The organism is Paenibacillus sp. FSL L8-0470, from assembly GCF_038008625.1.
Taxonomy (GTDB): domain Bacteria; phylum Bacillota; class Bacilli; order Paenibacillales; family Paenibacillaceae; genus Paenibacillus_AQ.
In genome coordinates this window covers 3,242,984-3,266,981 of record NZ_JBBOZM010000001.1, presented here as the reverse complement: position 1 = coordinate 3,266,981, position 23,998 = coordinate 3,242,984, and the positions used below count along the sequence as shown (strand labels likewise).

The following is a 23,998-nucleotide window of genomic DNA, read 5'->3' as shown; positions in this document are numbered from 1 at the left end:
AAATGTATAGTCTCTCCAACGTGGAATTCATCTTATTGCAAATTATTGCGGAATCCAAGCAAGCGTCAGGTTACCAGATTAATAAGCTGATCGAGCAGCGGGGTTACCGGGAATGGGCGAACATAGGCACTACTTCTATTTACAATGGTTTGCAGAAATTGAAAGACAAAGGCCTGATCCGATCCGAACAATCCGGCCACAAGTCTGGTAAAGGTCCTCTCCCGTCCACTTTTGTCATGCTGGAAGACGGTATGCACACTTTGAGAAATGAAATCATCCTTAGCCTAACTACCTCACGGGAACGGGATAACCGTTTCGATCTCGGGCTGGCGGCTCTCCCTTTTATCGGGATAAATGAAGCTGTAGAAGCATTGCAGACACGGCAGATTTTTCTGGAGGAGTCATTGAGGAACATCGCGCAAAAATATGAATCACAAGGCGGCTACCGGTTGCCGTTGCACGTCAGGGCTCTTTTTCTTCACCCGATGAGTCTCATCGAGAATGAAAAAATTTTTGTCGCCAATCTGATCAACGAACTAATAGGGGAATTGGAGGGTCAAAATCATGAGGATTGAAAACTTTGCTCCTTATCAGGGAGAACACTGCGAGACCACAGCTATGGGTAATCTGCTTCAACATGCAGGCGTTCAATTATCGGAGCCGATGTTATTCGGAATTGGACAAGGATTAGGATTTATATATTGGGATTCGAAGGGAATGGACTTTCCTTTTATTGGAGGCAGAGCGAAGCCAGATGAACTGTCTGCATGCCTGGCATCCCGGCTCCAGTTAAACATGAAGGTGAAGGAAACTTCCTCTGTCACAAAAGCATGGCAGAATGTGCAAAGCTGCATAGAGCAAGGTGTTCCCGTAGGCCTTAAATTAGATTCATATTATTTAGATTACTTTACGAATAAAATACACTTTGCCGCTCACTATGCCGTGATCTACGGTATGGATGACGAATACGCCTACATGTCAGACACAGGCCAACAAGGCGGGCTCGTAGCCACACGGTTATCCAGTTTGGCCATGGCAAGGAACGCAAAGGGAACCATGAGTTCCAGGAACCGTTCCTTTACGCTTGAACTGACAGGTGACCTTCCACCGCTTCTGCCTGCAATACGATCCTCTATTCTTAATAATGCGCACGACTATTTGAATCCGCCGATCCGCAATATGGGCAATAAAGGCATCGAAAAAATGAGCAATGAAATTTTGAAATGGCCTGCTCGCAGTAAGGACTTGGAGAAAGATTTATGTTTGACTGCAATGTTAATGGAAAAGGCCGGAACCGGCGGTGCCTTATTTCGCAACCTATACAGAGATTTCCTCAAAGAATGTGTAGACTTGCTCAGTAATTCAAAAATAGAAAAGGCTTATCTGCTGTTTACGGAAATCGCCCTCTTGTGGAACAATGTATCAGCGTCAATTGACAATGCTGGAAGAACCGGAAATCAGCAGGAGCTAAGACGGGGATCCGAGCTTTTAAGCGATATTGCCCAGAGAGAACGCTCTGCCATGGAGCTTTTGTTGACCATATAAATTCATGGTTGAACCACAGTCAGCCCATCTCCTTCCACCTGTCTGGAAACCCATCCAGAATAAGGACAGCATATATCGCACTTAACGTATTTAAGTTCCCAAATCCTTATTTTTTAAAATTAAATTTCGTTCATTTAGATAAAAGCTATATTAAAAGGGTTACAATCTTCCGACATATTCTTATGAGCTTTTAGCTCAGAAAAGATTCGGGGGAGATGGTAATATGTTGCAGCAAATAAAGAAATGGCGATTCGGCTCACCAAGCATAGCAAATACTTTGTCCATTGTACTTTTAGTTATTATTGTTGTCGTCTTCTCGATCTTGGGAACATATATGTTTTCCAGCACTCGAAGCATACTTGTGAAACAACAAGAATCCATGCTGCAGACCAAGACACAGGCACTCGTAAGTCAATTCGATGCTCTATTTAAGGAAAAGGGCTCACAAGTTAAACAAATGGCAACGAATGATATATTTAAACAATACATTGAAACCACTGAATCTCCGGAAATGGCTATAACTTCCCCGCATGCCAATGAAGTAGTGAAGACTCTGGCAGCCATTGTAAAAGCAGAACCCTCTTTTGCAGATGCTTGGATTGCAAGTATTGACGGCAAAGGTTTTTACCTTTTGAATGACGGCAAGGCATCCGATGCAGCCTTTAATATTAAGGAACGGCCATATTACAAACCGGTAGTCGCAGCAGACGGACTGTACTATTCCGATCCTTATATTGACATCACTTCAGGCGATACGCTGATGGGTATCTTTTATCCGATTAAGGATGACAACAATGCATTAATCGGTTTTGCAGCGGTTGATATAGCCTTTAAGGACATCCCTGCCATAATGGAAAGCTACAAGCTTGGCAGCACAGGTTATTCCATTCTCGTCTCCAAAACAGGTGATATCCTGTATCACCCTGACCAGACTAAGGTATCCAAGGAAAAGATTAATGAGTTCCCGGGAGATCTTGGAGGAATCGGAAAGAAAATGATAGCTGGCGAATCCGGGGTACAACTGATTGATGACAACGGAGAAAGCCGGTACATTGGCTATGCTATCAGTAAAGATACCGGATGGTCCGTAGGTTTGACCATTACGGAGCGTGAAGTGCTCTCAGAATTAAAAAAGTTCACCTGGGTTACGCTTGGCGGGTTTACTGCAGCTGCGATCCTGCTCGTTCTATTTTCTTATCTCACGCTCCGTTACCTGCTCAGATCAATCCCCATACTGCTCACTAAAATCAAGCGGGTGGAAAACGGGGATTTGACAGTTCAGTTTGATGCCCATTCCAACAACGAAATCGGACAAATTTCAAACGGAATCTTCAATATGGTCCAGAAAATTCAAGGTATGCTCCAGATGGTCGGCACCTCCGCTGAGGTATTGAACCAGTCTTCCAAGGATCTGCAATCCATTTCTTCCAGAACGGCTATAACCATGAACGATACAGCGACGGCCATTAATGAGATTGCCAATGCGACCAACTATCAGTCGATCGAAACAGATACTATATTGCAAAAAACCGGATCTCTGTCGGGCCAAATTGACGAAATCGCCAGTGATGCCATAGCCATAGAAACGATGGTGCAAGCTTCTGCTGACCAAAGCGAGCTGGGGTTGGGTGTATTGGATCAGTTATCCAAGTGGGCGGAAGAAAATCACAACTCCACCCAGTCGATATCGTCAGCTATTCATGATATTGATCTAAGCCGCCATGAAATTTCAAGCATTGTGGATACAGTACATCAAATTGCCACACAAACCAATCTGCTGGCGCTCAATGCTTCCATTGAAGCCGCCCGTGCGGGAGAACAGGGCCGCGGGTTTGCCGTTGTTGCCGGAGAGGTTCGCAAGCTGGCGGAGCAGACCGCACAGGCCACACAGGAGATTGGCAGAAAGGTACATGAAATCGAGGAAAAAACTGTTGCATCCGTTAAATACACAGCACAGGGTCTTGAAATTGCTGAAGAAAATGCAAAATCCGTGGAGGCTACGAAGCAGGTATTCTTTAGCATTAACAAGGATTTGGAGGCCTTGAAATTACGCATGATTCAGATCAGCAGCAACACTTCCAAGGTCCATAAACATAAAGATGAAATTCTCCAGGCACTGGAAATCATCTCTTCCACTACAGAAGAGAATTCCGCTTCAACGGAAGAGGTTAGTGCAAGCACGCAGGAACAACTGGACAGCATTGAACAGGTCGCTGAACTATCCCAGCAACTCAGTCATTTGTCCAAAAAACTTCAGGATGAGTTGAACCAGTTCCAGGTCGAATAGTGCTCAAGTTATCCCCTGTTAACTCAATAACAGAATCATGCTAAGCAGGCAGCGCGCACCGATATTCCATCGGCGCGCGCTGTTTGTGTTAATTTATCTTTTTGATCCGCAGCACCAAAATTTCAACAGGTATTCGTTTCAATACTGTTGTTGTCTCTATTTCCTCTGCGCAGCTTACCCTTGAATATCGGCATAACCAGCATATATTGCAGCATAATAAGCGCCAGCGGAAGAATCAGCATCCATATATTCAGGTTAAACGGTATATAATCACCAGTCTGAAGAGATAGAATCCGTAAAATCCGTTCTGTAATAAACACCGCAAACGGAAGAGTAATAACATAGAGCAATACCAGCAGCGGTCTGTACACGTCAATCAGCAAACGGCTGATTTCGGCTGATTTGTAACCAAGCAGCCGGAGTATTTTCATATCCCGGGTACTGTCCTGAAAATTAAGCAGGAGAATCAGGTATATCAGTAAAACGCCAATTACAACGCCAATCATTTGATTAATGACAGCACTTGAACGACTTGAAACAGCGCTGCTTTCCAGCGCAGCTCTTTTATCCGCAGCAGTTACCACTTTAACGTTGGCGGAAGAATTCATTTCATCACTTAACTCCCCCGAATGCAGTGAACGCTCCACCTTCATCCAACCAGCGAGGTTATCTTTGGAAGTATATATCGTATCCGTATCCCCGTTTTGACTGATCGACTGAACGACAACCTCCACATTTTGCCGATCCAGTATAAGGTTGAGAGTATCCCCCTTCTTGATGCCATATAACCAGCTGAATGAGCGGCTGACAATGACTCCTTTCAGGTTATCCATCCTGAGGCCGTTATTATTGGCATCGAGCAGCGTGAACAGCGTCCCCCCGCTATCGAGTCCCAGCATTTGCGCTGAGATGATACTGCCTTTCTTTTGCTTTAGTTGCACTTGTTGCTGGAGATAATACATCCGGGAGGATCTGGCATTCGCATCATCATTCTGAAATTCCGGATAGGTAATGTCATAGGTATAATCAATGCCAGCCATTTGGGCATTCAAGGCTGTACCGCTGGATTGATATAAGGAATAACTTAGCAAGAACAACAAGGTAGTCAGCAGAATCGCACAAGCACTAAGGATTAAGGCATTCCATTTTCGCAGTGCAACACGGAACGGCAACCGCCACTTCTCCGGCAATAGATTAACTACCCGGTTGGCAGCCCGCAAGACACCCTTGACCGGCCGCGGCTGCGCTGAAATGTTTAACAAAGCATGGGTTTCTTGCTTCAAAAACGGAACCGCTGCATAACACGTTATAAGAACTGCTCCCCCGACTGGAAATAAGATGCCTTTAACGGCTGACCCGAAATGAATCCCCCGTTCAAAAAACGGGAAGGAATAAGTGCTTTCCAGCATGCCCATGAGCACGTTGGATCCAAGATATCCTAACCCCATCCCCAAGAGGCAACCTATGCCTGCAATTCCGAAGGTAAACCTTATCAGGACAAAAGTTATTTGCCTCCCGGTAAAGCCAAGTGCTTTTAAACAGCCCAAATCTTGCTTGTGCAGCGACATGAATCGTTTAAAAAACATATAAAAGATGAAAAAAGATATTAAACCGAGCACAATCAAAAAAGACTGCGCCAGTCCATTATTTGATTCCAGCGCCTTTTGCAGTTCTGTATCGCTGTCTATCTCAGCGGCCGATGCTAAATAAGAAAAAGCTGGTTCTGCCAGCAGGCTTTCCTTTGATAGGTGATCAACGCCCTCTCGCAAGGCTCCGGCATAATATTGACTCTCCTGCCCCTCTAGTCTGTCATAGACTTCCGGTAAGACAAGAACGAACGTAGCATCGGAATAATTTTGCTGAACCTCACCAAAGGGTATAAACGATAAGTAATCCGGCAAATACATTGAACCAGTAATCGTAAAGCTTACTTCTCCGATTCTCCATGAATCGCCAACTTGCAGGTTATTCTGTTGCAGAAATTGCGGCAAGACCGCAATTTCATCTGCTTGCTCCGGCAGCCTGCCCTTCACGATATAAGGCATATTCAGCCGCTGAGGTTCACTAAGCAGAAAATAAGTCTTGTTCTCCCCCTTCACTTTCTTAATGCTGCGTTCCTCGGTAATCAGTTTATTCTCTAACCCCTTCAATACCCTGTTCTTGTCTGCTGTGCCGGTGAACTGGAATCTGACATCTTCCTGGTTTTGATTTCTCAAGTAGTACTCCATATTCGTTACATTCCGGTCAACTGAAAATTGCACGAAAAAATACATAAAAGAGGTTAACAAAATAATCAACAGCAGCACTGCTCCATAAGCACGGTTTTGCTTCAACAGGCTAACTATTTGCTTTTTTAAATAGTGCAATCCAATTCCGCCCCATTCCCCTTCAGTCTGCACGCGCTATACCCAGCTCATTTGTTCCACAGGAATAGGATTCTTCTGATGTATATCTTTAATCATCGATCCATCCTTAATCGTAATCACACGATCTGCGGTTCTCGCGATTTCGTAATTGTGGGTGATGAAAAGTACAGTTACACCATATTTAACACAAATCTGATGCAGCAAAGAAATAACCTTTCTGCTGTTTGTTTCATCCAGAGCCCCAGTAGCCTCATCGCAAAACAGCATACGCGGCTTCTTGATCAAAGCTCTGGCAATGGCTACCCGCTGTTGCTGGCCTCCCGACAATTCGCCTGGATATTGGTCCAAAACACCAGATATATCCAGCATCTCCGCCAATTCTTGCACAGAATACGCTCCACCCGATGCAGGCGCACCAATCCTGATGTTCTCTTCTGCCGTGAGATGGGAGAGCAGCAAATATTGCTGGAAAATCTGACCGATATCTTGTCTGCGAAAATCAGCAAGCTCATGTTCGCTGAATTGTGTAATGTCTTTGTCTCCGAAGAATACAGTTCCGCTGCTCGGCTTTTGTAATCCGGACATGATGTTGAGCAAGGTGGATTTTCCTGACCCGCTTGGCCCAATGATAACCGTGAAGCTTCCTTCCTCTATTTCCAGTGAAACCTCTTTGAGAATGAGTTCATTGTTCCTGTATTGCTTCGTTACCTCGTTAACTGTAAGGATTGTTTTCATAAGGGGGATGGCCTCCGAACAGATTATTTTGAAACCACTTGAACTGCTCCTCCAGAAATTCATCTGTAAGATCAACGGATAAACCCAGCACCCTCAGGCCCTCTAAAAATATCAGCAACTGATTGGCAACTATATCCGGGGAGGCTAACTCCGTCTCTTTCCGTTCATTGCCGTACTGGATCAGCCTGCTGAGAAAAGCCGCTGATTGTATGTACTGCTGCTGTAAGAACTCCCTGTCTGATTTGCTTTTGTGTGAGAGGAAAAACTCATAGGCTGCAGTCATCATGCTGTTATTAATCTGGCGTAGCTCCGCTCTTTGCCCGGACAAAAACAGCTCCATGATTTCACGATAGGGCTTGCCTGCCCCCATCATAGATTCAAAGATTTCCTCTGTATGTATGGCATTTGCACGCAACAGTTCGCGGAAGATATCATCTGTAGAGCTGTAATAACGGTACAAACCACCTCGGCTAATCTGGCACTCCTCTACAATATCGCTCATCGTCACAGCATGAAATCCTTTGCGAACGAATAACTCTAGTGCTTTACTCAGAATCAATTGTCTCTTTTCCACTGATTTTTTGGCCATCCTCATTCCTCCAATCGCTAAAAGAACTTCCACTCAAAAATGTGACACGACTGTCGCTTTTTGATTTTATGACACCACTGTCGCTTTTGTCAATATACGTTTGTCTGTCCACAACTGGATGAGCGCTACATTGTGTTGAACTTCACAGTTACTCAATCCGTCCATCCTCCTGGCCAAAAACTGTGCTAAAATCACATATAAGCCAATACAGAAATAAATCCAAGAGGTGCGTAAAATGGGACAAGGCTACAAACTGACCTGTGATCACTGTACATATACTGAAGATATATATATTGGAATTGGTTTCTATTATTTCAGCTTGGAGTCCATTGCCTCATTTGTAAAAGACCTTGCGCTCAAACAACAGATTGAACATTTTCAAAAAGATCCTGCCACGACCTTCGACGCTTATAAGGCTTTATATGTCTGCCCATCCTGTAATGCTGTCCGAAATGAATTATTTATGAAAATGTGCTCGGACACATCTCAGTTTGTAACGATCTATACTTGTAAAAGATGCATGGATACCCTGAGGCTTACACCCTTGGAACACTTGGTGCCTGTTCATTTGAGTTGCCCGGAGTGTGAACACGGACAGTTGGAGTCCACATTTTTTATGGACTGGGATTAGTATTTGTGGGGGATTCTTTAAAGCAGTAAAATGAGGAGTTGTAAAATGAATAGATTTTTTGAGGCACTATCCTATGTAAAAGAAATTTTGTATGAACCTAATCAATTAACGATAGCATCCGTCCGGGAAGAACCCCAAAATTCTGATTATGGGGCTGGTGTATTCCAGCTGAATTCTAAATCGGTCAGATTCAGAGTTGCCAAAATAACACCAACCAAAACAGGACAATTTGTCGCAATATGGGAAAAAGATTGTCATCATAAAAACCAAGCCTTTTCATATGAAAAGGCCACAGACTTATTGGTTATTAATACTTTTGATGCACCTAATAATCGCTTTGGACAATTCGTTTTCCCAAAAGATGTTCTTGTGAAACATAATATCCTTACAACAACTAAGGCAAATGGAAAAATGGCCATTAGAGTCTACCCTAGTTGGGATACCCCCACCAGCAAACAAGCTATAGCTACACAAAGCTGGCAATTACCCTATTTTGCTATTGTAAATAACAAAGATTGTTTACAGACACAGAAATTAATAGAATTATACTCCAGCTGATCCCATGTGCAGTTTGTAGGGCTGCAATCTAGCCTTCCAGAATTCTGGTCATATACAGGGCCGGATCGGCCATGAACTCCGCGAATTTAGCCAAAGGAGCATATTCCTGATGCTCTACATCGTAGTAGCCGATCTTTTGTGAGCCCGGATGCCACACGATAAGGATATCCGTGTAATCGTCTACTTCTGCCGACAGGCGCAGCAGCTTTTGCCGGCCGGACTTCATTTCAATTGTGTCCGTCAGGGTGAAGAAGTCGATGTAATCGACTCCATAGTTGTTCGCCGGAAGCTTCACACGCAGATTCTCTCCGCTTTAACCGGTGTATTCAACTTCGCGCCCTGCTCCACCAGCAGCTGGACGACGTCCAAACGGTCTTTGATAAGCGCCAATTCCAGAGGAGTAACCTTAGTGAATTTGCTTAGTTCTAGCTCAATGTTGATGTCCAGGCCGTCTGACAATGCGGTTTGCAGCGCGTTGAGATTTCCGATTATAGAGTATCTGCAAAATATCCATTCGGTCTGAGTTAAGTTAGTTTATTTCTATAAATCACTTTATTTACCTCATGTCTCACCGTCCGATGCCCTGCTTTAATCCCTTTACCGATAGCAATAAGCATTACATCCAGATATCTTTCGGAAATATCCAAAGTTTCCTTTAGCTGCCTGGAATCATAACCTGACATTGTAATTGTGTCCAGTCCGGCTTCATTCGCCAGCAACACCAATGACATAGCTGCAAGACTTACATCTCTGGTTAATTCCATCCGGAGGTCCTCGTCTGATTTACTGGCATAATATCCGATGGCCGCATTTGCCAGGTAGTCTCTTAAAGATTCATCGAAATAACCAGCTTGAAACCCTTCCTCGTGAATCTGAATAATGTTGTCGTCCTGGAACGCTTTATAATCACCAAGCATCACCAATACAGCGGAGGCGTCTACCACTTGCTGCTGATTGTATGCTATAGGTAATAATGATTTTTGAATTTGAGGATCATCAATAATCAGGTACCGGACAGCCTGTACATTATTTCCATTGGGTGATTTGCTTGCACTTTCAATGAATGAAGCCAGCAGTTCCGGGCTGATTTTATAATCCGGATCATAATGCCGGACTGAATTCCGATGTTCTAAAATATTTTTCACACTCATGTTATTCACTCCCACCTTTATTTATCTTGCTTTTCAAATTATAGTAGTAAAGATTACACAGGAAAATAACGCACAAAATTGTGGTTTACCCACTTTTAAGTGCCTATTGGGGAGGAACGGGACTTGGTCCAATATAATTCAGGGATAAATATATTTATGAATATTGTGGGCGGAAAGTGGAAGTGTTTAATTCTTTTCTTTTTGAGCCGGAATCCGGTCAGAACCAAGGAGTTTTATGAGTACATTCCGGGGATCACACAAAAAGTATTAACCGATCAATTGCGTCAGCTGGAAAAAGACGGACTTGTAAAAAGAGAGATCTTTCAGGAGGTTCCACCAAAAGTAGAATATAGTCTAACGGAGTTGGGCCAATCTTTTGTGCCCGTGTTAAATACAATGTGTGACTGGGGCCATGAATATGCAGTGTTGAAGGAGATAGAGCGAGACGGACAATTTTACTGCACGCACCAAAATAATCCTCAATAGCAGGACATAAGGAGGTTTATCGTGGGGGCATTCCAGTTGTGCCGGATTGCCCCCGATCATTAACTAGAGCTAAACAGCTTCCTTCTCAAGGGGGCTTACAAGCTCTCTTTGTCTTTTAATTGCATGGTTGCAATACAGGTGTCGTCGTTCTCAAAAGTAGAGATGGCGGATTCCGCGGTTTTCCCGTCATGCTCCACCGTTATATGGTATGTTTTGTCACGCGGCAGCCACAGATCAATAAATCCATTGTCTTGTGATTTCATTGTAGTTTTGTCCATTACGGAGTTCCCCTCTGAATCCTCAATCCCTACACTGAACTCTTCATCCGTCATTTCGCCCTGACAGCCAGTGAGGCTATGGATTGCGCAAGGGTGTGTTTTATCTATGTAAGGCGCGATGGACAGAAAAAACTCATCCTCAGGCAGATTGTAGGTGATTTCTTTTGAATTGTCACCAGTCACGATAAGCTGCCCGGAAGTGATAGAAGCCGATTGGGCCGTTGTGTTGCCTGTACTGAAATCATGTACCATTTGTTTAATATTAGGTGCTATGTCATGTTCAGGTTTTTGTTTTTCGGTGTTTCCCGCAAATAGGTATGTCCCCAGCGCGATAGCAACTACTCCAGCAGCCGCCAGCGTTTTTTTGTTCATCTTGAATTCATCTCCTTGTCCGTTTATTTTATTGTAACCGAGATCGTACAATTGTGCGCGTGGCACAGATGATATTCGCAAAAGAGTAACAATATCAAAGAAGGCCGGTTGTCCAACTCCTCCTGAGTGGATACCGGCCTTTGACAAAGGAACAATAAGATTATGACGTTATTACGCGTGTATTTTTCCAGCGCAGCTTATACAGTTCAGGAAGCACAACTCCGATCAGCACTATAATGACGCCAGTCCACTGCAGCCAGCTTACATGCTCATGCAGTACAAATGAGGACAGCAGAACTGCAACCGGCAGCTCGGCGGCACCAAGAATCCCTGCCATTCCGCCGCCAATATGGGGAACACCGATTGCAAACAGCACAGGCGGAATAAAGGCGCCGAACAAACCCAGCAGGAAACCATACAGCAGCAATTGTCCCCACAGCAAACCGTTGAAGATGAAGGTTGGCGGGAATAAAATGCATAATAATATAAATCCGCCGGTAATCATCCAGGCGCTCCGGTAGGCCGGGTGTGCGGCAGGAACGGCTTTGCCGCTGAATATAATGAACATCGAATAGCTTACCGCAGACAGCAGGCCTAAAGTGAGCCCCAAGATATTGAAATGGGCGGCACCTTGATCCAAAATCCCCGCGGCCAGCAATGTTCCTCCGAACAGCAGCAGCAAAGTCAGCAGTGTAATTTTATCGGGACGCTGGCGTTTGCTTACAGCTTGAATCAGCACACTGATCCATGTGAACTGGAACAACAGGATGATCGCCAGCGATGCCGGAATATAACGGAGCGACTGATAATACAGCAGACCAGTCAACACCGTCGGAGCTCCGGCGAGCATGAGCAGCAGTCTATGCTTCCAGGTCAGTGCTGTTGACACACGCTGCGTTGCTGCGGCTGGAATGCCGTGGCTCTTTTGTTTGCGGTTTTCTTTGACTTTTGTATAGATAGCCAGCAGCCAAGCGAGTATGCAGCCGGTCAATAACTGTGTACCGACCACTTCCCCGAGCTGATATCCTTTTCCGTAAGCCAGCACAACAATTGTTGATAGGATACCATAGCTCATGGCCCCCACTAAGACGGATATGAGGTATTTCAAATCTTTCATGTTTATTAATCCTCCTGAATCTTCTGAATCGGCCGCTGCACACAAAAAATCCTAACTCCGGGGACAAGGATCATAACATTAGATCCTTGTCATCGTAGTTAGGAAGAATAGGCTTCCTGTAGAAACCCTCGCCCTGTATGTAGCAAATGGCTGCGAGGTTATACGAGAACAGTATGTAGTTTTCTGTGTTTCGACTGTTCATATGTTACACGGCAAGTGAGCAGACGTCAACACTAATTTCTTTAAATTTGTGGTTTTGTCTTAGGAACCCCTATGGAACTGAAGTGTTACTCTTCATCACAGGACGTTTCCTGACGATGATAGATATATGCTGATATTGCCAGGAAAATTATGGAGGTACCGATGAAGATCAACCACAGAAAAGAACCTTTCCGATACACCTTTAAGGAGCCGGTCTCCTTCAACTTGTTTATTGTAAGCATAAATGGAATACCCGCTCCCGCCAAACCCGTACAGGCGCTCATGTATGACATCAGCCGTTCAGGTTGTGGTCTTAAGATGCCGCTTGCGCTTAGAGTAGACAGCAATCAAATCCGGGTCAGCTTAAACCTCGTCCTGCATGAAGAACCATTGCAGTTGGAGGGCACGCTGCGCTGGGGCCGTGAGGAAGCAGATAATCATTATTACGGCGTCCAGCTGGACATCCCCGAACATGAACGCGACCGGCTTCCGCGTGAACTCCGGCTGCTGGCCGGGCAAAGCAAAATCATTGTCAAATAGAAGAGTTGCGGTGTCAGCTTCTTGACAGCCTATGCCGCAACTGATTGACATCCCTGATGGGCGGCTGCCCGAAGAGGCGGGCATATTCCCGGCTGAATTGCGACGGGCTTTCGTATCCCACCTGAAATGCTGCCTCAGCGGCTTCTGTGGTCTCTGACAACAAAAGACTTGGTAGACGCTCCTTGTTCCCCTTGTATGACCCGATACAAAATCTCCCGGATCATCAATGGCGCCAGACCTTCAATATCCTCCGGGTTATCCATCAACCGGATCAGCCGAATGACGGCATCCAGCAGAGAGGAGCTGACGGAACCCACCGCCAGCCCCCGGCTGGAATGATTCCCGGCTTCCCCGCCAGAACGCGGCATCTGCAGCATATCGACAATTTGATCCGGTTGAAAATTTAACTGCAGGCCCAGATACGGCCGAATTGCCGTCGCCTCCAGGATTTGACCTTTGATAGGGAGATGTACGGATGCCAGCAAATACGACCTCGGGTCATAACGGTAGCTCTCCTTGCCCAGCATTACCATTTTGCTTCCCTGGGCAATCATACAACGAGCCGGCTCATAGATCGCGAACTGCGGCTCCTGCTCGCAGGAAGCGCGGAATAAAAGCAGCGAAGGTATTGCGCTCTGGTGCTTTCCATCGGTTCTTGTATGCCGTTCAATCAAGGAAGCCAGTTCCCTCTGCCCTTCTAAGGACAGTTCTTCTTCCGGTTGGGTCTGGCTCATCTTTGCCCCCTCCTCTCTCTTTACTGTAATCCAGCTTGGAGAATTAGGCAAATTTCGCCGGGAGTTACTGAATCCGAACTGGCCAACAGCATTTCGGAGGAGTATGCGAAAGAGCTGATGAAGGAATACCGGAAGCAGGCACTCCCGGCCGAGGCTGTTGCACGGACAATCCTTTTTGCCATCGAACAACCGGCCGATACCGCTATAAATGAACTTGTTGTCCGGCCCTCCTAGTATATCTGCGGCAGATTAGCAGCCTATTGCTGCTCTGCCTTTACACACAACGAAGCAAGAGCCCGCGACAGACTCGGGCTCTTGCTTCGTTATTTAGACTGCCTCCGGTTTGTTCGACGTACTTGCGGAGGTTCACAGCCCGCAGTTGCCATAGCTGAACGCACCGCTAGGCAATACCGCCGCCTCACCCCCTACTGCTCGGCACGGAGGACAATTTTACCAGCTGCATGATGCGTTTCACTTTTTTCATGAGCCTGCCTGATTCCTTCTTCGTTCAGCCAGAAGGTACTGTCAATTACCGCCCGCAGTTTGCCTTGATCGGCAAGCTCTGCAAGCTTCTCCAGCTGACTGCCGCTGGGCTCCATCATGAATTGAACGCCGGTGACTTGGTATTTCTCCTGCAGCTGCTCATCAGGTTTCTCAACAAGAGAGACCAGCCTGCCGCCGGGTTTTAAGATCTCAAAGCTTTTACGCTGGATATCCCCACCCATCGTGTCCAGCACGAGGTCATAGTCTGAGAGGACCTTCGAAAAATCTTCTTCTTTATAATCAATAAAACGATCGGCACCGAGCGATTCCAACAGTTCCTTGTTCCTGGAACTGGCTGTTGAGGCCACTTCTGCTCCGAAATGTTTGGCCAACTGGATGGCAAACGTGCCGACCCCGCCCGAACCGGCGTGAATTAGAACCTTATCGCCTTCTTTAATCTTCCCGTGGTCAACGAGCGCCTGCCACGCTGTCATCGCTGCCAGCGGCACGGCTGCAGCTTCTTCAAAGTTGAATGCTTTGGGCATCTTGCTCACCACATCCGCATCTACCGCGATATACTCGGCATAAGTGCCGAAATCACGCGGACGTGCAAAGACACGTTCATCCGCCTTAAACCGGCTCACATTCTCGCCTACCTCAACGACCACACCGGCGGCATCTCCGCCTAACACTAATGGAAAATCACCAGTGGCAGAGCCCATAGCACCTTGCCGAATTTTAAAATCCACCGGATTTACAGATGTTGCCCTCAGCCGAATCAATACCTGATTGGGTTCAATCACCGGCTTGGGAATTTCTTTGCCCACCAATACTTCAGGTCCGCCAAATTGTTCAATCACAACTGCCTTCATGCTTCGGATCACGCCTCTCTTCAAGAGAATATCTTCCTGAACCAAATCCAGGTTCCTTATTGATTACCCTCCGGACCTGATTCTGCCACAATTTGTTGTATATCGGTATAATGTAGCAAAGTGTAGTTTTGGAGAATTAGGCAATAATCCGCTAACAGTGAAATATTCCTTTGGAAAATAGATACAAAATGTGTATCCTAATGAGTATAGTCTTCTATGCCAACTAAAATCTGAAGGTTCGGAGGAGAATTTATTGTTATTTGAACATAATTTGAACGGGTGGGATTCCTGGAGCAGCGTTTTCCAATCGAAGGAAGCCTTTTTCCCTTTAGCCAAGGCGATCTTCGATAAAGAAGGATTACCTTTGGTAAAATCCTTAGAGACTCTTCCTCCAGGCACCAACGCAGTCTTCAAAGCCAATGAGCTAATCATTAAAATCTACGCCCCTATACAAACTAACTTGGATACGCAACAAGACTACGCTACTGAACTGGCAGTAATGGAATTTGCTATGAATCACAATATTTCCATCCCCAAGATCATCGGGCACGGTGAGTTTATGGACAAGTATTTGTTTCGTTATCTTATTATGGATTATGTACCTGCCGCATTTTCCATTCAGGAACTTTTATTAGCTTCTTCATCCGAGAAGAAAGAATTTGTAAATCATATCAAACAGATCTCTGTTAAACTCCATCAGCCGGCGCAAAACTTGCTGCCCCGTATTGACCTCAGAATTCAAGACAACCGAATGAACCGCATGGATGGGTTGAATCCGAATCTCATCAAAGAGCTGGCAAGATGCGCTGAGAACCTGGATTATGATGAAGTGGTTTTGGTACACGGTGATATCACGAGAGATAATCTGATCATTGGTACTGATCGCTCCGTTACGCTAATCGACTTTGCAGACTGCATCATGGCTCCAGCCTATTACGAGCTGCCTGCAATCATATTTGAATTGTTCTTATGCGATCAAGAGCTGGTGGCGGAATATATCGGGGAAGAAGACCGCGAATTGTTCCTGGATGCACTAATTAAAGGCCTTTCTATTCATCTTTTCTGTGGTTTCATCTTGAAGGATTATTTCGAAAGAAGTGACATCCCAAGAGATCGTGTAGCAAGCATAGACGAATTAAGGCTGTTGTTGCAAAAACAGTTGTTTCCACATTAACAAGGAGGTTTGCAGAAAAATGAGTGGAGTAGAAAACGCTTCGGGTTGGGACGCTATAGACGCGGCTTTACAGAACATCTATGGAGACCAAGAGCCCAAACACTACGGAACTATAATTCCGTATACGCTGGGAGGCCCTGATCCTCTGAATGGCATCAGTGTGTATGAAGTGAAAGAGCCTGTAGCCCATTGGCATTTTGTTACCTACGGCTTCTCAGAGCTTTACGATAAAGAGAGCAGCGATCCTGAATACAGCGGTTATGGATTTGAATTGACCTTCCGGCTGTCCAAATCAGACAACGAAGATGAGCCCCCGGCCTGGGCATTGAATCTCCTTCAGAATATGGGGAGATATGTGTTTGGCAGCGGCAATATCTTCCGGTCTGGTGATTACATGGACGCGAATGGACCTATTTGTCAGGGAGCAGATACGCTTCTGACTGCCCTCTCCTTCATTGCTGATCCCCAGCTACCGGAGATCGAGACTCCTAACGGGCGGGTGGAGTTTCTGCAAATGATCGGCATTACGCAAGAAGAGCTGCTGGCTATGCAGGTCTGGAATACGCTTGGCGTTCTTTCGGCAATCTCTGAGCATATACCGCTCTACACAACTAATCTGCTGAGAGATTCGCTGCTGAGCCTCCCTGCGGTTTCTGAAGCCGTTCGGATTGGAAGTGAGACAGAGGGTTCAAATACCGGAATTCTCTATGTTGATCAGTTGTCCTGGAATCCTTCACCTGCCGGGAGCATGTCCAAGACATTGACCATCGGCGCAAAGCAGGCAGAGGTTGTTGGTAAATTGCTGCGGGGAAGAATCTTAAAAAAGCGTAACTTAACCTTATCCGGCCCGGAGACCCGGATCGTCTTCGAGCCGGGTGAGGCCAGAGAAGTACAGGAACAGGAGGATTCAGTCACAATTAAGCTTGATCCTGCTTCGGCGGCAGCAATTGCCCTGCTGCTTACCCCGGTAGCCGGAACTTTCGCGGTTCCAGCTTGGCCGGAACTCATTGTGAGTATCGTACCTACCCATATCAAAGACAGTGAAGGAAATATCGTCGAAAGTATCGGATAAGCCCGTTAAAGATTTGAAGCGCTAATAGGCTTTAATGCTGTTTTGAGAAAGGCTTCAATTTCAGGAGTAAGCTTGTTGCCCGTGGCATCCAGCATGGGCAGCAGCTGTTCCAGGATGACCACACTTTGTAGTTTCCCGTTCCCTCCAGCAGAACGTCATCGTAGCCTTTTCTATAAATTATAAACCCCATTTTGAATTGCAAGTGATCCATTGATTCATCAAATAACCTCCTGGAAGTTCTTTTCCTCTCAAACATCCTTCAATAGAATTACACTTGACCCTTTGGCTCTACTTCATAGGTGGATTGCCGTGTATAATCACTACACTTTCACCCGCATTTCCCGCTGTAATCGTCTTCTCCCTGCCGGATCACACGTATATTTATACTGCGGCGGGCGCAGAATAAATGCTGTCCAATGCATAAATATAACACCTTTTGTTAGTTTCATAGAAATTATTGATAGGCCATCAAAAAAGAATTGATTGGCAAAAGGATGTCAGGTTTTAGTAAAATTCTTTTAAATTCTTAGTAAATGATGGGTTTATCCATATCCACTATACAGACAAGGAGTGTTCATCAAGTGTCTACCCTTACACCGGAAGCCTCAGCTTCGGCCGAAAGTTATGTACGGCGTATCTATGAAGAGGTCAAACACCGCGATCCTCAGGAACGCGAGTTCCATCAGGCTGTCAAAGAAATTCTGGATAGCCTAGTACCCGTGCTGGCCCGCCACCCCCATTACATGGAGCATGCCATTCTGGAACGGCTGGTTGAGCCGGAACGCAGCATTTCCTTCCGTGTTCCCTGGAGCGATGACTCCGGTCAGATCCGCGTCAACCGCGGCTACCGGATCCAGTTCAACAGTGCTATCGGACCATATAAAGGCGGCATTCGTTTCCATCCATCCGTCTATTCGGGAATTGTCAAATTTCTGGGCTTCGAGCAGATATTCAAAAATGCTCTGACCGGCCTGCCGATCGGGGGAGGCAAAGGCGGTGCCGATTTCGATCCCAAGGGGAAGTCAGACCGGGAAATCATGGCCTTCGCCCAGAGCTTCATGACTGAGCTATACCGCCATATCGGTCCAGACACGGATATCCCTGCAGGTGATATTGGTGTCGGCGCGCGGGAAATCGGCTATATGTTCGGTCAATATAAACGGATACGCGGGGGCCATGAAGCAGGTGTGCTTACCGGCAAAGGTTTGTTATACGGCGGAAGCCTGGCGAGAAAAGAAGCTACAGGCTACGGCCTCGTTTATTTCGTGCAGGAAATGCTGGCCGCGCAAGGACTGGACTTCCATGGGCAATCCGTCGTCGTTTCCGGTTCAGGCAACGTTTCGATTTATGCCATGGAAAAAGCACAGCAGCTTGGTGCACTCGTTGTCGCCTGCAGCGATTCCGCAGGGTACATCTATGATCCGAAAGGCATCAATGTCGATACGGTCAAGCGATTAAAAGAGCAAGAACGGCTGCGGATCAGCGAATATGTCAAAGAGCATCCCCATGCAGTATATACGGAAGGCAGCACAGCCATCTGGACTATCCCTTGCCAGATAGCCTTGCCTTGTGCCACGCAGAACGAGCTGGATGAAGAGGCAGCGCGGACGCTTGTAGCAGGTGGGGTGAAGGCTGTCGGCGAAGGCGCCAACATGCCGTCTACACTGCCGGCCATTGATTACTTTCTGGAGCATGGAATCCTGTTCGCACCGGCCAAGGCAGCCAATGCCGGCGGTGTAGCCGTATCAGGTCTGGAAATGAGCCAGAACGGAATGCGGCTGTCCTGGGCCTTTGAAGAGGTGGATGAACGGCTGCGGCAGATTATGAAGAACATTTACCGCAGCGCCGTCCGGGCAGCAGATGAATACGAAGTGCCCGGCAACTTGGTAGCCGGTGCCAACATCGCCGGCTTCCTGAAGGTAGCCGACACTATGCTGGCCCAAGGGGTCGTCTAAGACTGACAGGCTGCCCGGCTTCTGCTTAAGGAACATTCGTAAAATCATCACACAAAAAGACGTGCCGCAAACCGGCACGTCTTTTTGTTATGATATTTTCAGCTGTCGATAAGTGCATCGCGTCTGATCTGTCTGTGCTGCTGTTACAGCAATTCGCGGCGCAGGACTTCCGCAGCTTTCGGAGAAAGATAGCCCAGTGGAATATCGAATACCGTCTTCGCCCCAACAGCCCCTTCATTGCTCAGCCGGTAAGCGGCTCTGGCATAGGCTATAAGTACGCTGGCCGTAAATTCTGGATTGCTGTCGAGCTTCAGACCGAATTCAGCAATTTGTTTGCTGCCGTTGCCCGTGACTGCGCTGCGGATGACAAATCCGCCGTGCGGCATGCCGGAATGTTCTGCGGCAAGCTCTTCTTCTGTAATAAACGTCACCGTCGTATCATAGTCGGCAAAATAATCAGGCATGTCTGTAATGGTACGCCGTACGGCTTCCTGATCTGCCCCCTCTTGCGCTACGACGAAGCAGTCGCGGCGGTGCTTTTCGCGGGTGGACAGCTGCGGCGTCTCACCGGAGCGAATACGTTCAATTACTGCCTGCACCGGTACAGTATACTGGACTCCAGCCTTGACGCCCGGCACACGGCGGATCGCATCGGAATGCCCCTGGCTGACTCCGGTACCCCAGAAGGTATAATCCTGTCCTTCCGGCAGCACGGCCTGCATTAACAGGCGGTTCATGGAGAAGAGTCCAGGGTCCCAGCCAGTGGAAATCACACCGACTTTTCCGCCCTCTTGTGCAGCGGCGTTTACCTTTTCATAGAAATCCGGAATCTTGGCATGGGTATCAAAGCTATCCACCGTATTAAACAGCTTCACCAGCTGCGGCGTCTGATCCGGCAGATCCGTCGCCGATCCTCCGCATAAAATCATTACATCGATTCGGCCTATGTACTTTTCAGCATCGGAAAGGCGTTCTGTCAGGACACCTGTTTCCTCCGCCAACGGGCCGGGATCGCGGCGTGTAAAGATGGCGACCAGCTCCATATCCGGATTTTGTTGAATCGCCTGCTGTACCCCTCTTCCCAGATTGCCGTATCCTACAATACCTATTCTAATGTTGCTGCTCATGATGATCCTCCCCTGCCGGATAATTCCGGGTAATTTAATAACTTTAATTACAAGTATATATACATCACATGAAATGTAAACATTTTTCAAGAAATAGGCTCGGATAATACGTATACTTCCTTCTTTTATTTTTCCGCAAATTCATATACGATTAAAGCTTAAATCCATTAATTATAACAATCCGGAGGAACCATCATGGCACGACCGTTTTTCGCCCGTCTGCAGGGGAACAGCCGGGGCTGTCTCGCATTTGAGCCTTTTTTCCTGATCCCGTTCAGCATGTTCTCTACCTACGCAACCTTATATATGTACGAGCTTGGCGTTACGGAGATGAATATCGGCTGGATCACAACAATTGGACTTATCGTTCAAGTTTTGTCTTCTTTTATCAGCGGCTATTTAACCGACAGGCTGGGCCGCAAGCGGGCGATTTTATATTTTGACCTGATTAGCTGGAGCTTGGCTACGCTGTTGTGGGCATTTTCGCAGAACCTGTGGTTTTTTGTGGCTGCTGCCTTCATCAACGGTTTTCAGCGTGTGCCGCATGTTGCTTTCTACTGCCTGATTGTTGAAGATACCCGGCCAGCCGACCGTACCTACGTGTTCACACTGCTGCAGATCATCAGTGTCATCGGCGGCCTGTTCGCACCGCTCGGCGGTCTGCTCGTCGCCCAGTACGGAATGGTGCAAGGTGTAAGGATTATGTACGTTCTCGCTTTTGTCCTGATGACGTTCCAGTTTGTCGGCCGTCATCTGACCACCCGCGAAACCGCAGCCGGAATCCAAAAAAGACAGGAGACGCGCGAGCTTGGGCTAAAGCAGAGCCTGATCGAGTACAGCGGCGCTTTCCGCGAGTTATGGGCTGACAGCAATCTGTTGCTGATCTTCGCCGTGTACATTCTGTTCAACTTCCAGGCCACATTGAAGACGACATATCTGTCTCTTTATCTGGCAGACTATTTGCAGCTGGACAACGGCATTCTGTCGCTCTTTCCGGCTGTGTCCTCCATCATTATGCTGCTGACACTCTGGCTGATTATGCCTAAAATTCCGGAGCAGGGGGCGAACCGCTCCATGATGGCGGGGTTCGCATTGTCCGCTTTATCAAGCGTCATGCTTGTGCTTTACCCGTCATCCAGCCTGCTCTGGATCGGCCTTAGTACCATCCTGTCGGCAGTGGGGCTAATGATCAGTTCGCCTTATCTGGAGACCGCTGTCCAGAATGCCATCGACGATGATAAACGCGCCAAGGTCTTTTCCATGCTGTCCGTGCTGATTCTTCTCTTCACCTCGCCTGCGGGCATTATCGGCGGATGGGCTTACAAGCTGGACCCGCGGATTCCGCTGTGGCTGGTTACCGCCGCCTTTGTCCTCTCCTATGCTCTGCTGCATCTATACCGCAAACGAGTCAGCAAGCAGGCTATAGGCCCGGCGTCTTAATCAAGTAAAAGAACAACCCAAAGAAGCCGTGTTCAGCCCGGCTTCTTTGGGTTTACCTATGCAGATGTATGTTACATTTACTTTTTCTGCAGCATTCCCGCGGTAAACTCGGCCCACTGCGGACTGTTGAACGCCAAACATAATCCCTCTTTTTGAAACCAGGAAATATCGTCGGCCAACCGCTGCGGAGTAATTTCCACTCCACTTGCAGTGAGTTCCCGAATGAAGGTCATTGTCTTTTCAACTTCATTAGCTTTGATATAACAATACAGACAATCCATAGCCAGCTTAGGCTCTTCCTTGGACGCCCTCTCCAGATAAGTCCCCCAATCATACCAGCCCTCTTCACTTAAGTCTCTCTGGTTCTCAATTGGCGGGTAGGAGGAAAAGGAGGCGTATTCGTTCTCCTTCTTAAATCCAAGTCCCTCCGCGATGGCCCGGGAGCCGGCATTGGATGAGACGCACAACCATTCAACCCTGCTATACCCTTTGTCAAAACAAAGCTGGACGACACCGGCAACAACCTTCTTGGCCAATCCCAGCTTTCGAAACGGCGCATCTGTATGAATTCCCACTGCGATGACATCTCCTGCAGAGCAGTCGCTTAAGGACCAGCTGACAATTTGATTCTCCTTACGGATGTAGCAGCCGCAGCCACCTTCCTCAAACCGTTCTTCACTTCCCCAGGCTTGGGCCCACTCCAAGATCCGGTCTGCATTGCCGTAATTTTGTTGCTTCAGGTCTTTCAGGTTAACGGGCTCCATGACATAACCTTCAGGAAGCGACAACTCCGGGTGTATGAACTCCCTGCTGCTGAGGCTGTATTTATATCTTGTATACTCTCTAATGAATCTATTAGGGTGAATGGCTGGGATCTTGTCCCGCCATTCGGCCGAATCGGGGGTTACGTTATTCCAAAAATCCAGCTCTCCTGTAATTTCCTTATTAAAATCGGTGTCGCCTGCATTGCCGGCAAGCAAAATAGTCTCACTCGTCTCAATAAGGACGGCATCCGGATGTTCTGCTGAATTCACTTTTACCTCGCCAGGCATTTCTCCGTTCAGCACCGAAAATACGGATAACTCGTTCTGACTTTCCACAAGATGTCTTACCTTACCATATTCCTCTTTGTTCAAAACAATCATAGGTTAATCCTCCAGATCTGCTGTCAACTGCAATGATTACACAATATACATTTTCAGACCTCCATCCATATTTTACAAGGGATTGTTTGGTTATAACCAATAAATCCAGCCCACGGTGAAAGCTATCAGTCTGCTTTCTGCTGCGTGACAAACCCGGAGATCGAGTTTAAATACTCGGTATTGGTCAATTTCCCGGGTGCAAAAAGAGCAGTCATCACGGTCAGCAGCTGTGAATCCGCTAGTGGCTCATTCATCATGGAGTGGTCGGCTTCCGGGATTTTGACTACTGTCAGCAGTCCTGCTGAAATCTCTTTCCGGTAAACTTGCTCTGTTTCTTCCACATCCACGTTGATGTCCTTGCCTCCCAGAACAAGCAGTACCGGTGAATTAAAATAGGTTAATTCTGCCGTAGCATCAGACTTAACGTTTTTGCTGATAAAGGTCCATCTCTCTTCCGTGATGACATGTTCAGGATCGGCTATGCTCAAATACTCCTTGTAAGATGCCCCGGCCTTTAGCAGGTTCAGCACTTGCTGATTGTATTTTTCTTTCCGCATGATTTCCTGAGCACTTATGCCGGCCTGCTTCATTTCCTCCTTAGTATTGAATTGACCCTGAGTGATCCAGTTTACAGCCGGTGAGACAAGAATGCTGAAAGCAATATGGCGGTTCTCTCTCACTACCTTGGGTATGACCCATCCGGCTTGACTGGCCCCCCATAAACCGATGTTGTCAGCATCGATCATAGACAACGTTTGTGCCCATTCTATTGCATATTGAATCTCCTGCGCCCGGTCCTCCATACTCTGATCCAGCCAATTGCCCGGAGCACCCCCGATGCCAGGCTTGTTCAGAGACAAGGAAGCATATCCGTTAGTTGCCAACACCTCCCATAGAGGTCTGTACCCTTCTTCATGGTCGGCATTAATCGGGCCGTCTCCATGGACAAAAACAACAAGCTGAACCTTTCCGGAGTACTCCTCCGGCAGCACCAAAGTTCCCGTTAAGATGCCTTGCGGCGTTTCAATCCGCACGCTCTTTTCAGTCATTTCGTAGTCATTCTGATAGAGGATAAACAGAACAGCGGCAGCCATCAGGCTGCCCATGATCCATAATGTGATTTTCATCGCTTTCTTCAAG

The 23,998-nt window shown here is 47.0% G+C and carries 22 protein-coding genes and 1 riboswitch; of the genes, 10 read left to right on the top strand and 12 right to left on the bottom strand.

The features are described from left to right. Nucleotides 1-2 precede the first annotated feature (2 nt). From NST99_RS14770 to NST99_RS14760, 3 genes are all read left to right on the top strand, one after another. Nucleotides 3-575 carry a PadR family transcriptional regulator gene (locus NST99_RS14770; RefSeq protein WP_341092688.1) on the top strand — a complete coding sequence of 191 codons (573 nt, stop codon included), beginning with the start codon at nt 3-5 and terminating at the stop codon, nt 573-575. Next, nucleotides 565-1,545 (top strand): BtrH N-terminal domain-containing protein, encoded by a 981-nt coding sequence (locus tag NST99_RS14765; RefSeq protein ID WP_341092686.1) that lies wholly within the window; start codon nt 565-567, stop codon nt 1,543-1,545. The genes NST99_RS14770 and NST99_RS14765 overlap by 11 nt, the downstream gene beginning before the upstream one ends. 223 nt (nt 1,546-1,768) lie before the next feature. Beyond that, a complete protein-coding gene (locus NST99_RS14760; RefSeq protein WP_341092684.1) occupies nt 1,769-3,832 on the top strand; it encodes a methyl-accepting chemotaxis protein in 2,064 nt (687 codons plus the stop codon). Nucleotides 3,833-3,954: 122 nt separating this feature from the next. Here NST99_RS14760 and NST99_RS14755 read toward each other — a convergent pair whose 3' ends face one another. The 3 genes from NST99_RS14755 to NST99_RS14745 form a co-directional block, all read right to left on the bottom strand. Continuing rightward, the gene (locus NST99_RS14755; RefSeq protein ID WP_341092682.1) at nt 3,955-6,105 is read right to left on the bottom strand and encodes an FtsX-like permease family protein; all 2,151 of its coding nucleotides are present in this window, start codon (nt 6,103-6,105) and stop codon (nt 3,955-3,957) included. 129 nt (nt 6,106-6,234) lie between these two features. Continuing rightward, complete coding sequence (locus NST99_RS14750) at nt 6,235-6,933, bottom strand: ABC transporter ATP-binding protein (RefSeq protein ID WP_341092680.1); 699 nt, start codon at nt 6,931-6,933, stop codon at nt 6,235-6,237. Further along, nucleotides 6,911-7,522: a TetR/AcrR family transcriptional regulator gene (locus NST99_RS14745; RefSeq protein ID WP_341092679.1), complete on the bottom strand. Its 612-nt coding sequence runs from the start codon at nt 7,520-7,522 to the stop codon at nt 6,911-6,913. The genes NST99_RS14750 and NST99_RS14745 overlap by 23 nt, the downstream gene beginning before the upstream one ends. 676 nt (nt 7,523-8,198) lie before the next feature. Between NST99_RS14745 and NST99_RS14740 the strand changes: the two genes are divergently transcribed. Continuing rightward, nucleotides 8,199-8,711, top strand: a complete 513-nt coding sequence (locus NST99_RS14740; protein ID WP_341092677.1) for a MepB family protein — start codon at nt 8,199-8,201, stop codon at nt 8,709-8,711. A gap of 28 nt (nt 8,712-8,739) precedes the next feature. Here NST99_RS14740 and NST99_RS14735 read toward each other — a convergent pair whose 3' ends face one another. After that, nucleotides 8,740-9,006 (bottom strand): hypothetical protein, encoded by a 267-nt coding sequence (locus NST99_RS14735; RefSeq protein WP_341092676.1) that lies wholly within the window; start codon nt 9,004-9,006, stop codon nt 8,740-8,742. Between the two features lie 229 nt (nt 9,007-9,235). Next, complete coding sequence (locus tag NST99_RS14730; protein WP_341092674.1) at nt 9,236-9,862, bottom strand: nitroreductase family protein; 627 nt, start codon at nt 9,860-9,862, stop codon at nt 9,236-9,238. 123 nt (nt 9,863-9,985) lie between these two features. On the opposite strand from NST99_RS14730, the gene NST99_RS14725 reads away from it, so the two are divergent. After that, nucleotides 9,986-10,348: a winged helix-turn-helix transcriptional regulator gene (locus tag NST99_RS14725; protein ID WP_038591044.1), complete on the top strand. Its 363-nt coding sequence runs from the start codon at nt 9,986-9,988 to the stop codon at nt 10,346-10,348. Nucleotides 10,349-10,443: 95 nt separating this feature from the next. Here NST99_RS14725 and NST99_RS14720 read toward each other — a convergent pair whose 3' ends face one another. Together NST99_RS14720 and NST99_RS14715 are read right to left on the bottom strand one after the other, a co-directional pair. Next, nucleotides 10,444-10,998 carry a CueP family metal-binding protein gene (locus NST99_RS14720; protein ID WP_341092669.1) on the bottom strand — a complete coding sequence of 185 codons (555 nt, stop codon included), beginning with the start codon at nt 10,996-10,998 and terminating at the stop codon, nt 10,444-10,446. 160 nt (nt 10,999-11,158) lie between these two features. Next, nucleotides 11,159-12,115, bottom strand: coding sequence for an EamA family transporter (locus NST99_RS14715; protein WP_341092668.1), 957 nt, complete (start codon nt 12,113-12,115; stop codon nt 11,159-11,161). 75 nt (nt 12,116-12,190) lie between these two features. Then, nucleotides 12,191-12,301, bottom strand: a riboswitch (purine riboswitch). Nucleotides 12,302-12,478: 177 nt separating this feature from the next. Here NST99_RS14715 and NST99_RS14710 point away from each other — a divergent pair. Next, on the top strand, nt 12,479-12,856 hold the full coding sequence (locus NST99_RS14710) for a PilZ domain-containing protein (RefSeq protein WP_341092667.1): 378 nt from the start codon (nt 12,479-12,481) through the stop codon (nt 12,854-12,856). A 134-nt stretch (nt 12,857-12,990) separates the two neighbouring features. Here NST99_RS14710 and NST99_RS14705 read toward each other — a convergent pair whose 3' ends face one another. After that, on the bottom strand, nt 12,991-13,590 hold the full coding sequence (locus NST99_RS14705; protein ID WP_341092666.1) for an AraC family transcriptional regulator: 600 nt from the start codon (nt 13,588-13,590) through the stop codon (nt 12,991-12,993). Nucleotides 13,591-14,015: 425 nt separating this feature from the next. Continuing rightward, on the bottom strand, nt 14,016-14,969 hold the full coding sequence (locus tag NST99_RS14700; RefSeq protein ID WP_306080841.1) for an NADP-dependent oxidoreductase: 954 nt from the start codon (nt 14,967-14,969) through the stop codon (nt 14,016-14,018). 229 nt (nt 14,970-15,198) lie between these two features. Between NST99_RS14700 and NST99_RS14695 the strand changes: the two genes are divergently transcribed. From NST99_RS14695 to gdhA, 3 genes are all read left to right on the top strand, one after another. Further along, nucleotides 15,199-16,119, top strand: coding sequence for an aminoglycoside phosphotransferase family protein (locus NST99_RS14695; RefSeq protein ID WP_341092662.1), 921 nt, complete (start codon nt 15,199-15,201; stop codon nt 16,117-16,119). A gap of 19 nt (nt 16,120-16,138) precedes the next feature. Continuing rightward, complete coding sequence (locus tag NST99_RS14690; protein WP_341092661.1) at nt 16,139-17,191, top strand: suppressor of fused domain protein; 1,053 nt, start codon at nt 16,139-16,141, stop codon at nt 17,189-17,191. A 581-nt stretch (nt 17,192-17,772) separates the two neighbouring features. Beyond that, entirely contained in the window at nt 17,773-19,146 is a 1,374-nt protein-coding gene (gene gdhA / locus NST99_RS14685; protein WP_341092659.1) for an NADP-specific glutamate dehydrogenase, read from the top strand. 143 nt (nt 19,147-19,289) lie between these two features. Here gdhA and NST99_RS14680 read toward each other — a convergent pair whose 3' ends face one another. Next, entirely contained in the window at nt 19,290-20,273 is a 984-nt protein-coding gene (locus NST99_RS14680; protein WP_341092657.1) for a diaminopimelate dehydrogenase, read from the bottom strand. Nucleotides 20,274-20,468: 195 nt separating this feature from the next. Between NST99_RS14680 and NST99_RS14675 the strand changes: the two genes are divergently transcribed. Next, on the top strand, nt 20,469-21,713 hold the full coding sequence (locus NST99_RS14675; RefSeq protein WP_341092656.1) for an MFS transporter: 1,245 nt from the start codon (nt 20,469-20,471) through the stop codon (nt 21,711-21,713). Between the two features lie 77 nt (nt 21,714-21,790). Here NST99_RS14675 and NST99_RS14670 read toward each other — a convergent pair whose 3' ends face one another. Both NST99_RS14670 and NST99_RS14665 read right to left on the bottom strand, forming a co-directional pair. Continuing rightward, nucleotides 21,791-22,858, bottom strand: a complete 1,068-nt coding sequence (locus NST99_RS14670) for a GNAT family N-acetyltransferase (protein WP_341092655.1) — start codon at nt 22,856-22,858, stop codon at nt 21,791-21,793. Nucleotides 22,859-22,983: 125 nt separating this feature from the next. After that, nucleotides 22,984-23,997 (bottom strand): alpha/beta hydrolase family protein, encoded by a 1,014-nt coding sequence (locus tag NST99_RS14665; protein WP_341092654.1) that lies wholly within the window; start codon nt 23,995-23,997, stop codon nt 22,984-22,986. Nucleotide 23,998 lies beyond the last annotated feature (1 nt).

Coding starts and splice junctions, on each gene's coding strand:
- NST99_RS14715 (WP_341092668.1), bottom strand. CDS start 12,115: ATGAAAGATTTGAAATACCTCATATCCGTCTTAGTGGGGGCCATGAGC.
- NST99_RS14690 (WP_341092661.1), top strand. CDS start 16,139: ATGAGTGGAGTAGAAAACGCTTCGGGTTGGGACGCTATAGACGCGGCT.
- NST99_RS14675 (WP_341092656.1), top strand. CDS start 20,469: ATGGCACGACCGTTTTTCGCCCGTCTGCAGGGGAACAGCCGGGGCTGT.
- NST99_RS14680 (WP_341092657.1), bottom strand. CDS start 20,273: ATGAGCAGCAACATTAGAATAGGTATTGTAGGATACGGCAATCTGGGA.
- NST99_RS14710 (WP_341092667.1), top strand. CDS start 12,479: ATGAAGATCAACCACAGAAAAGAACCTTTCCGATACACCTTTAAGGAG.
- NST99_RS14770 (WP_341092688.1), top strand. CDS start 3: ATGTATAGTCTCTCCAACGTGGAATTCATCTTATTGCAAATTATTGCG.
- NST99_RS14670 (WP_341092655.1), bottom strand. CDS start 22,858: ATGATTGTTTTGAACAAAGAGGAATATGGTAAGGTAAGACATCTTGTG.
- NST99_RS14740 (WP_341092677.1), top strand. CDS start 8,199: ATGAATAGATTTTTTGAGGCACTATCCTATGTAAAAGAAATTTTGTAT.
- NST99_RS14720 (WP_341092669.1), bottom strand. CDS start 10,998: ATGAACAAAAAAACGCTGGCGGCTGCTGGAGTAGTTGCTATCGCGCTG.
- NST99_RS14745 (WP_341092679.1), bottom strand. CDS start 7,522: ATGGCCAAAAAATCAGTGGAAAAGAGACAATTGATTCTGAGTAAAGCA.
- NST99_RS14750 (WP_341092680.1), bottom strand. CDS start 6,933: ATGAAAACAATCCTTACAGTTAACGAGGTAACGAAGCAATACAGGAAC.
- NST99_RS14705 (WP_341092666.1), bottom strand. CDS start 13,590: ATGAGCCAGACCCAACCGGAAGAAGAACTGTCCTTAGAAGGGCAGAGG.
- NST99_RS14730 (WP_341092674.1), bottom strand. CDS start 9,862: ATGAGTGTGAAAAATATTTTAGAACATCGGAATTCAGTCCGGCATTAT.
- NST99_RS14765 (WP_341092686.1), top strand. CDS start 565: ATGAGGATTGAAAACTTTGCTCCTTATCAGGGAGAACACTGCGAGACC.
- NST99_RS14760 (WP_341092684.1), top strand. CDS start 1,769: ATGTTGCAGCAAATAAAGAAATGGCGATTCGGCTCACCAAGCATAGCA.
- NST99_RS14755 (WP_341092682.1), bottom strand. CDS start 6,105: ATGTATTTTTTCGTGCAATTTTCAGTTGACCGGAATGTAACGAATATG.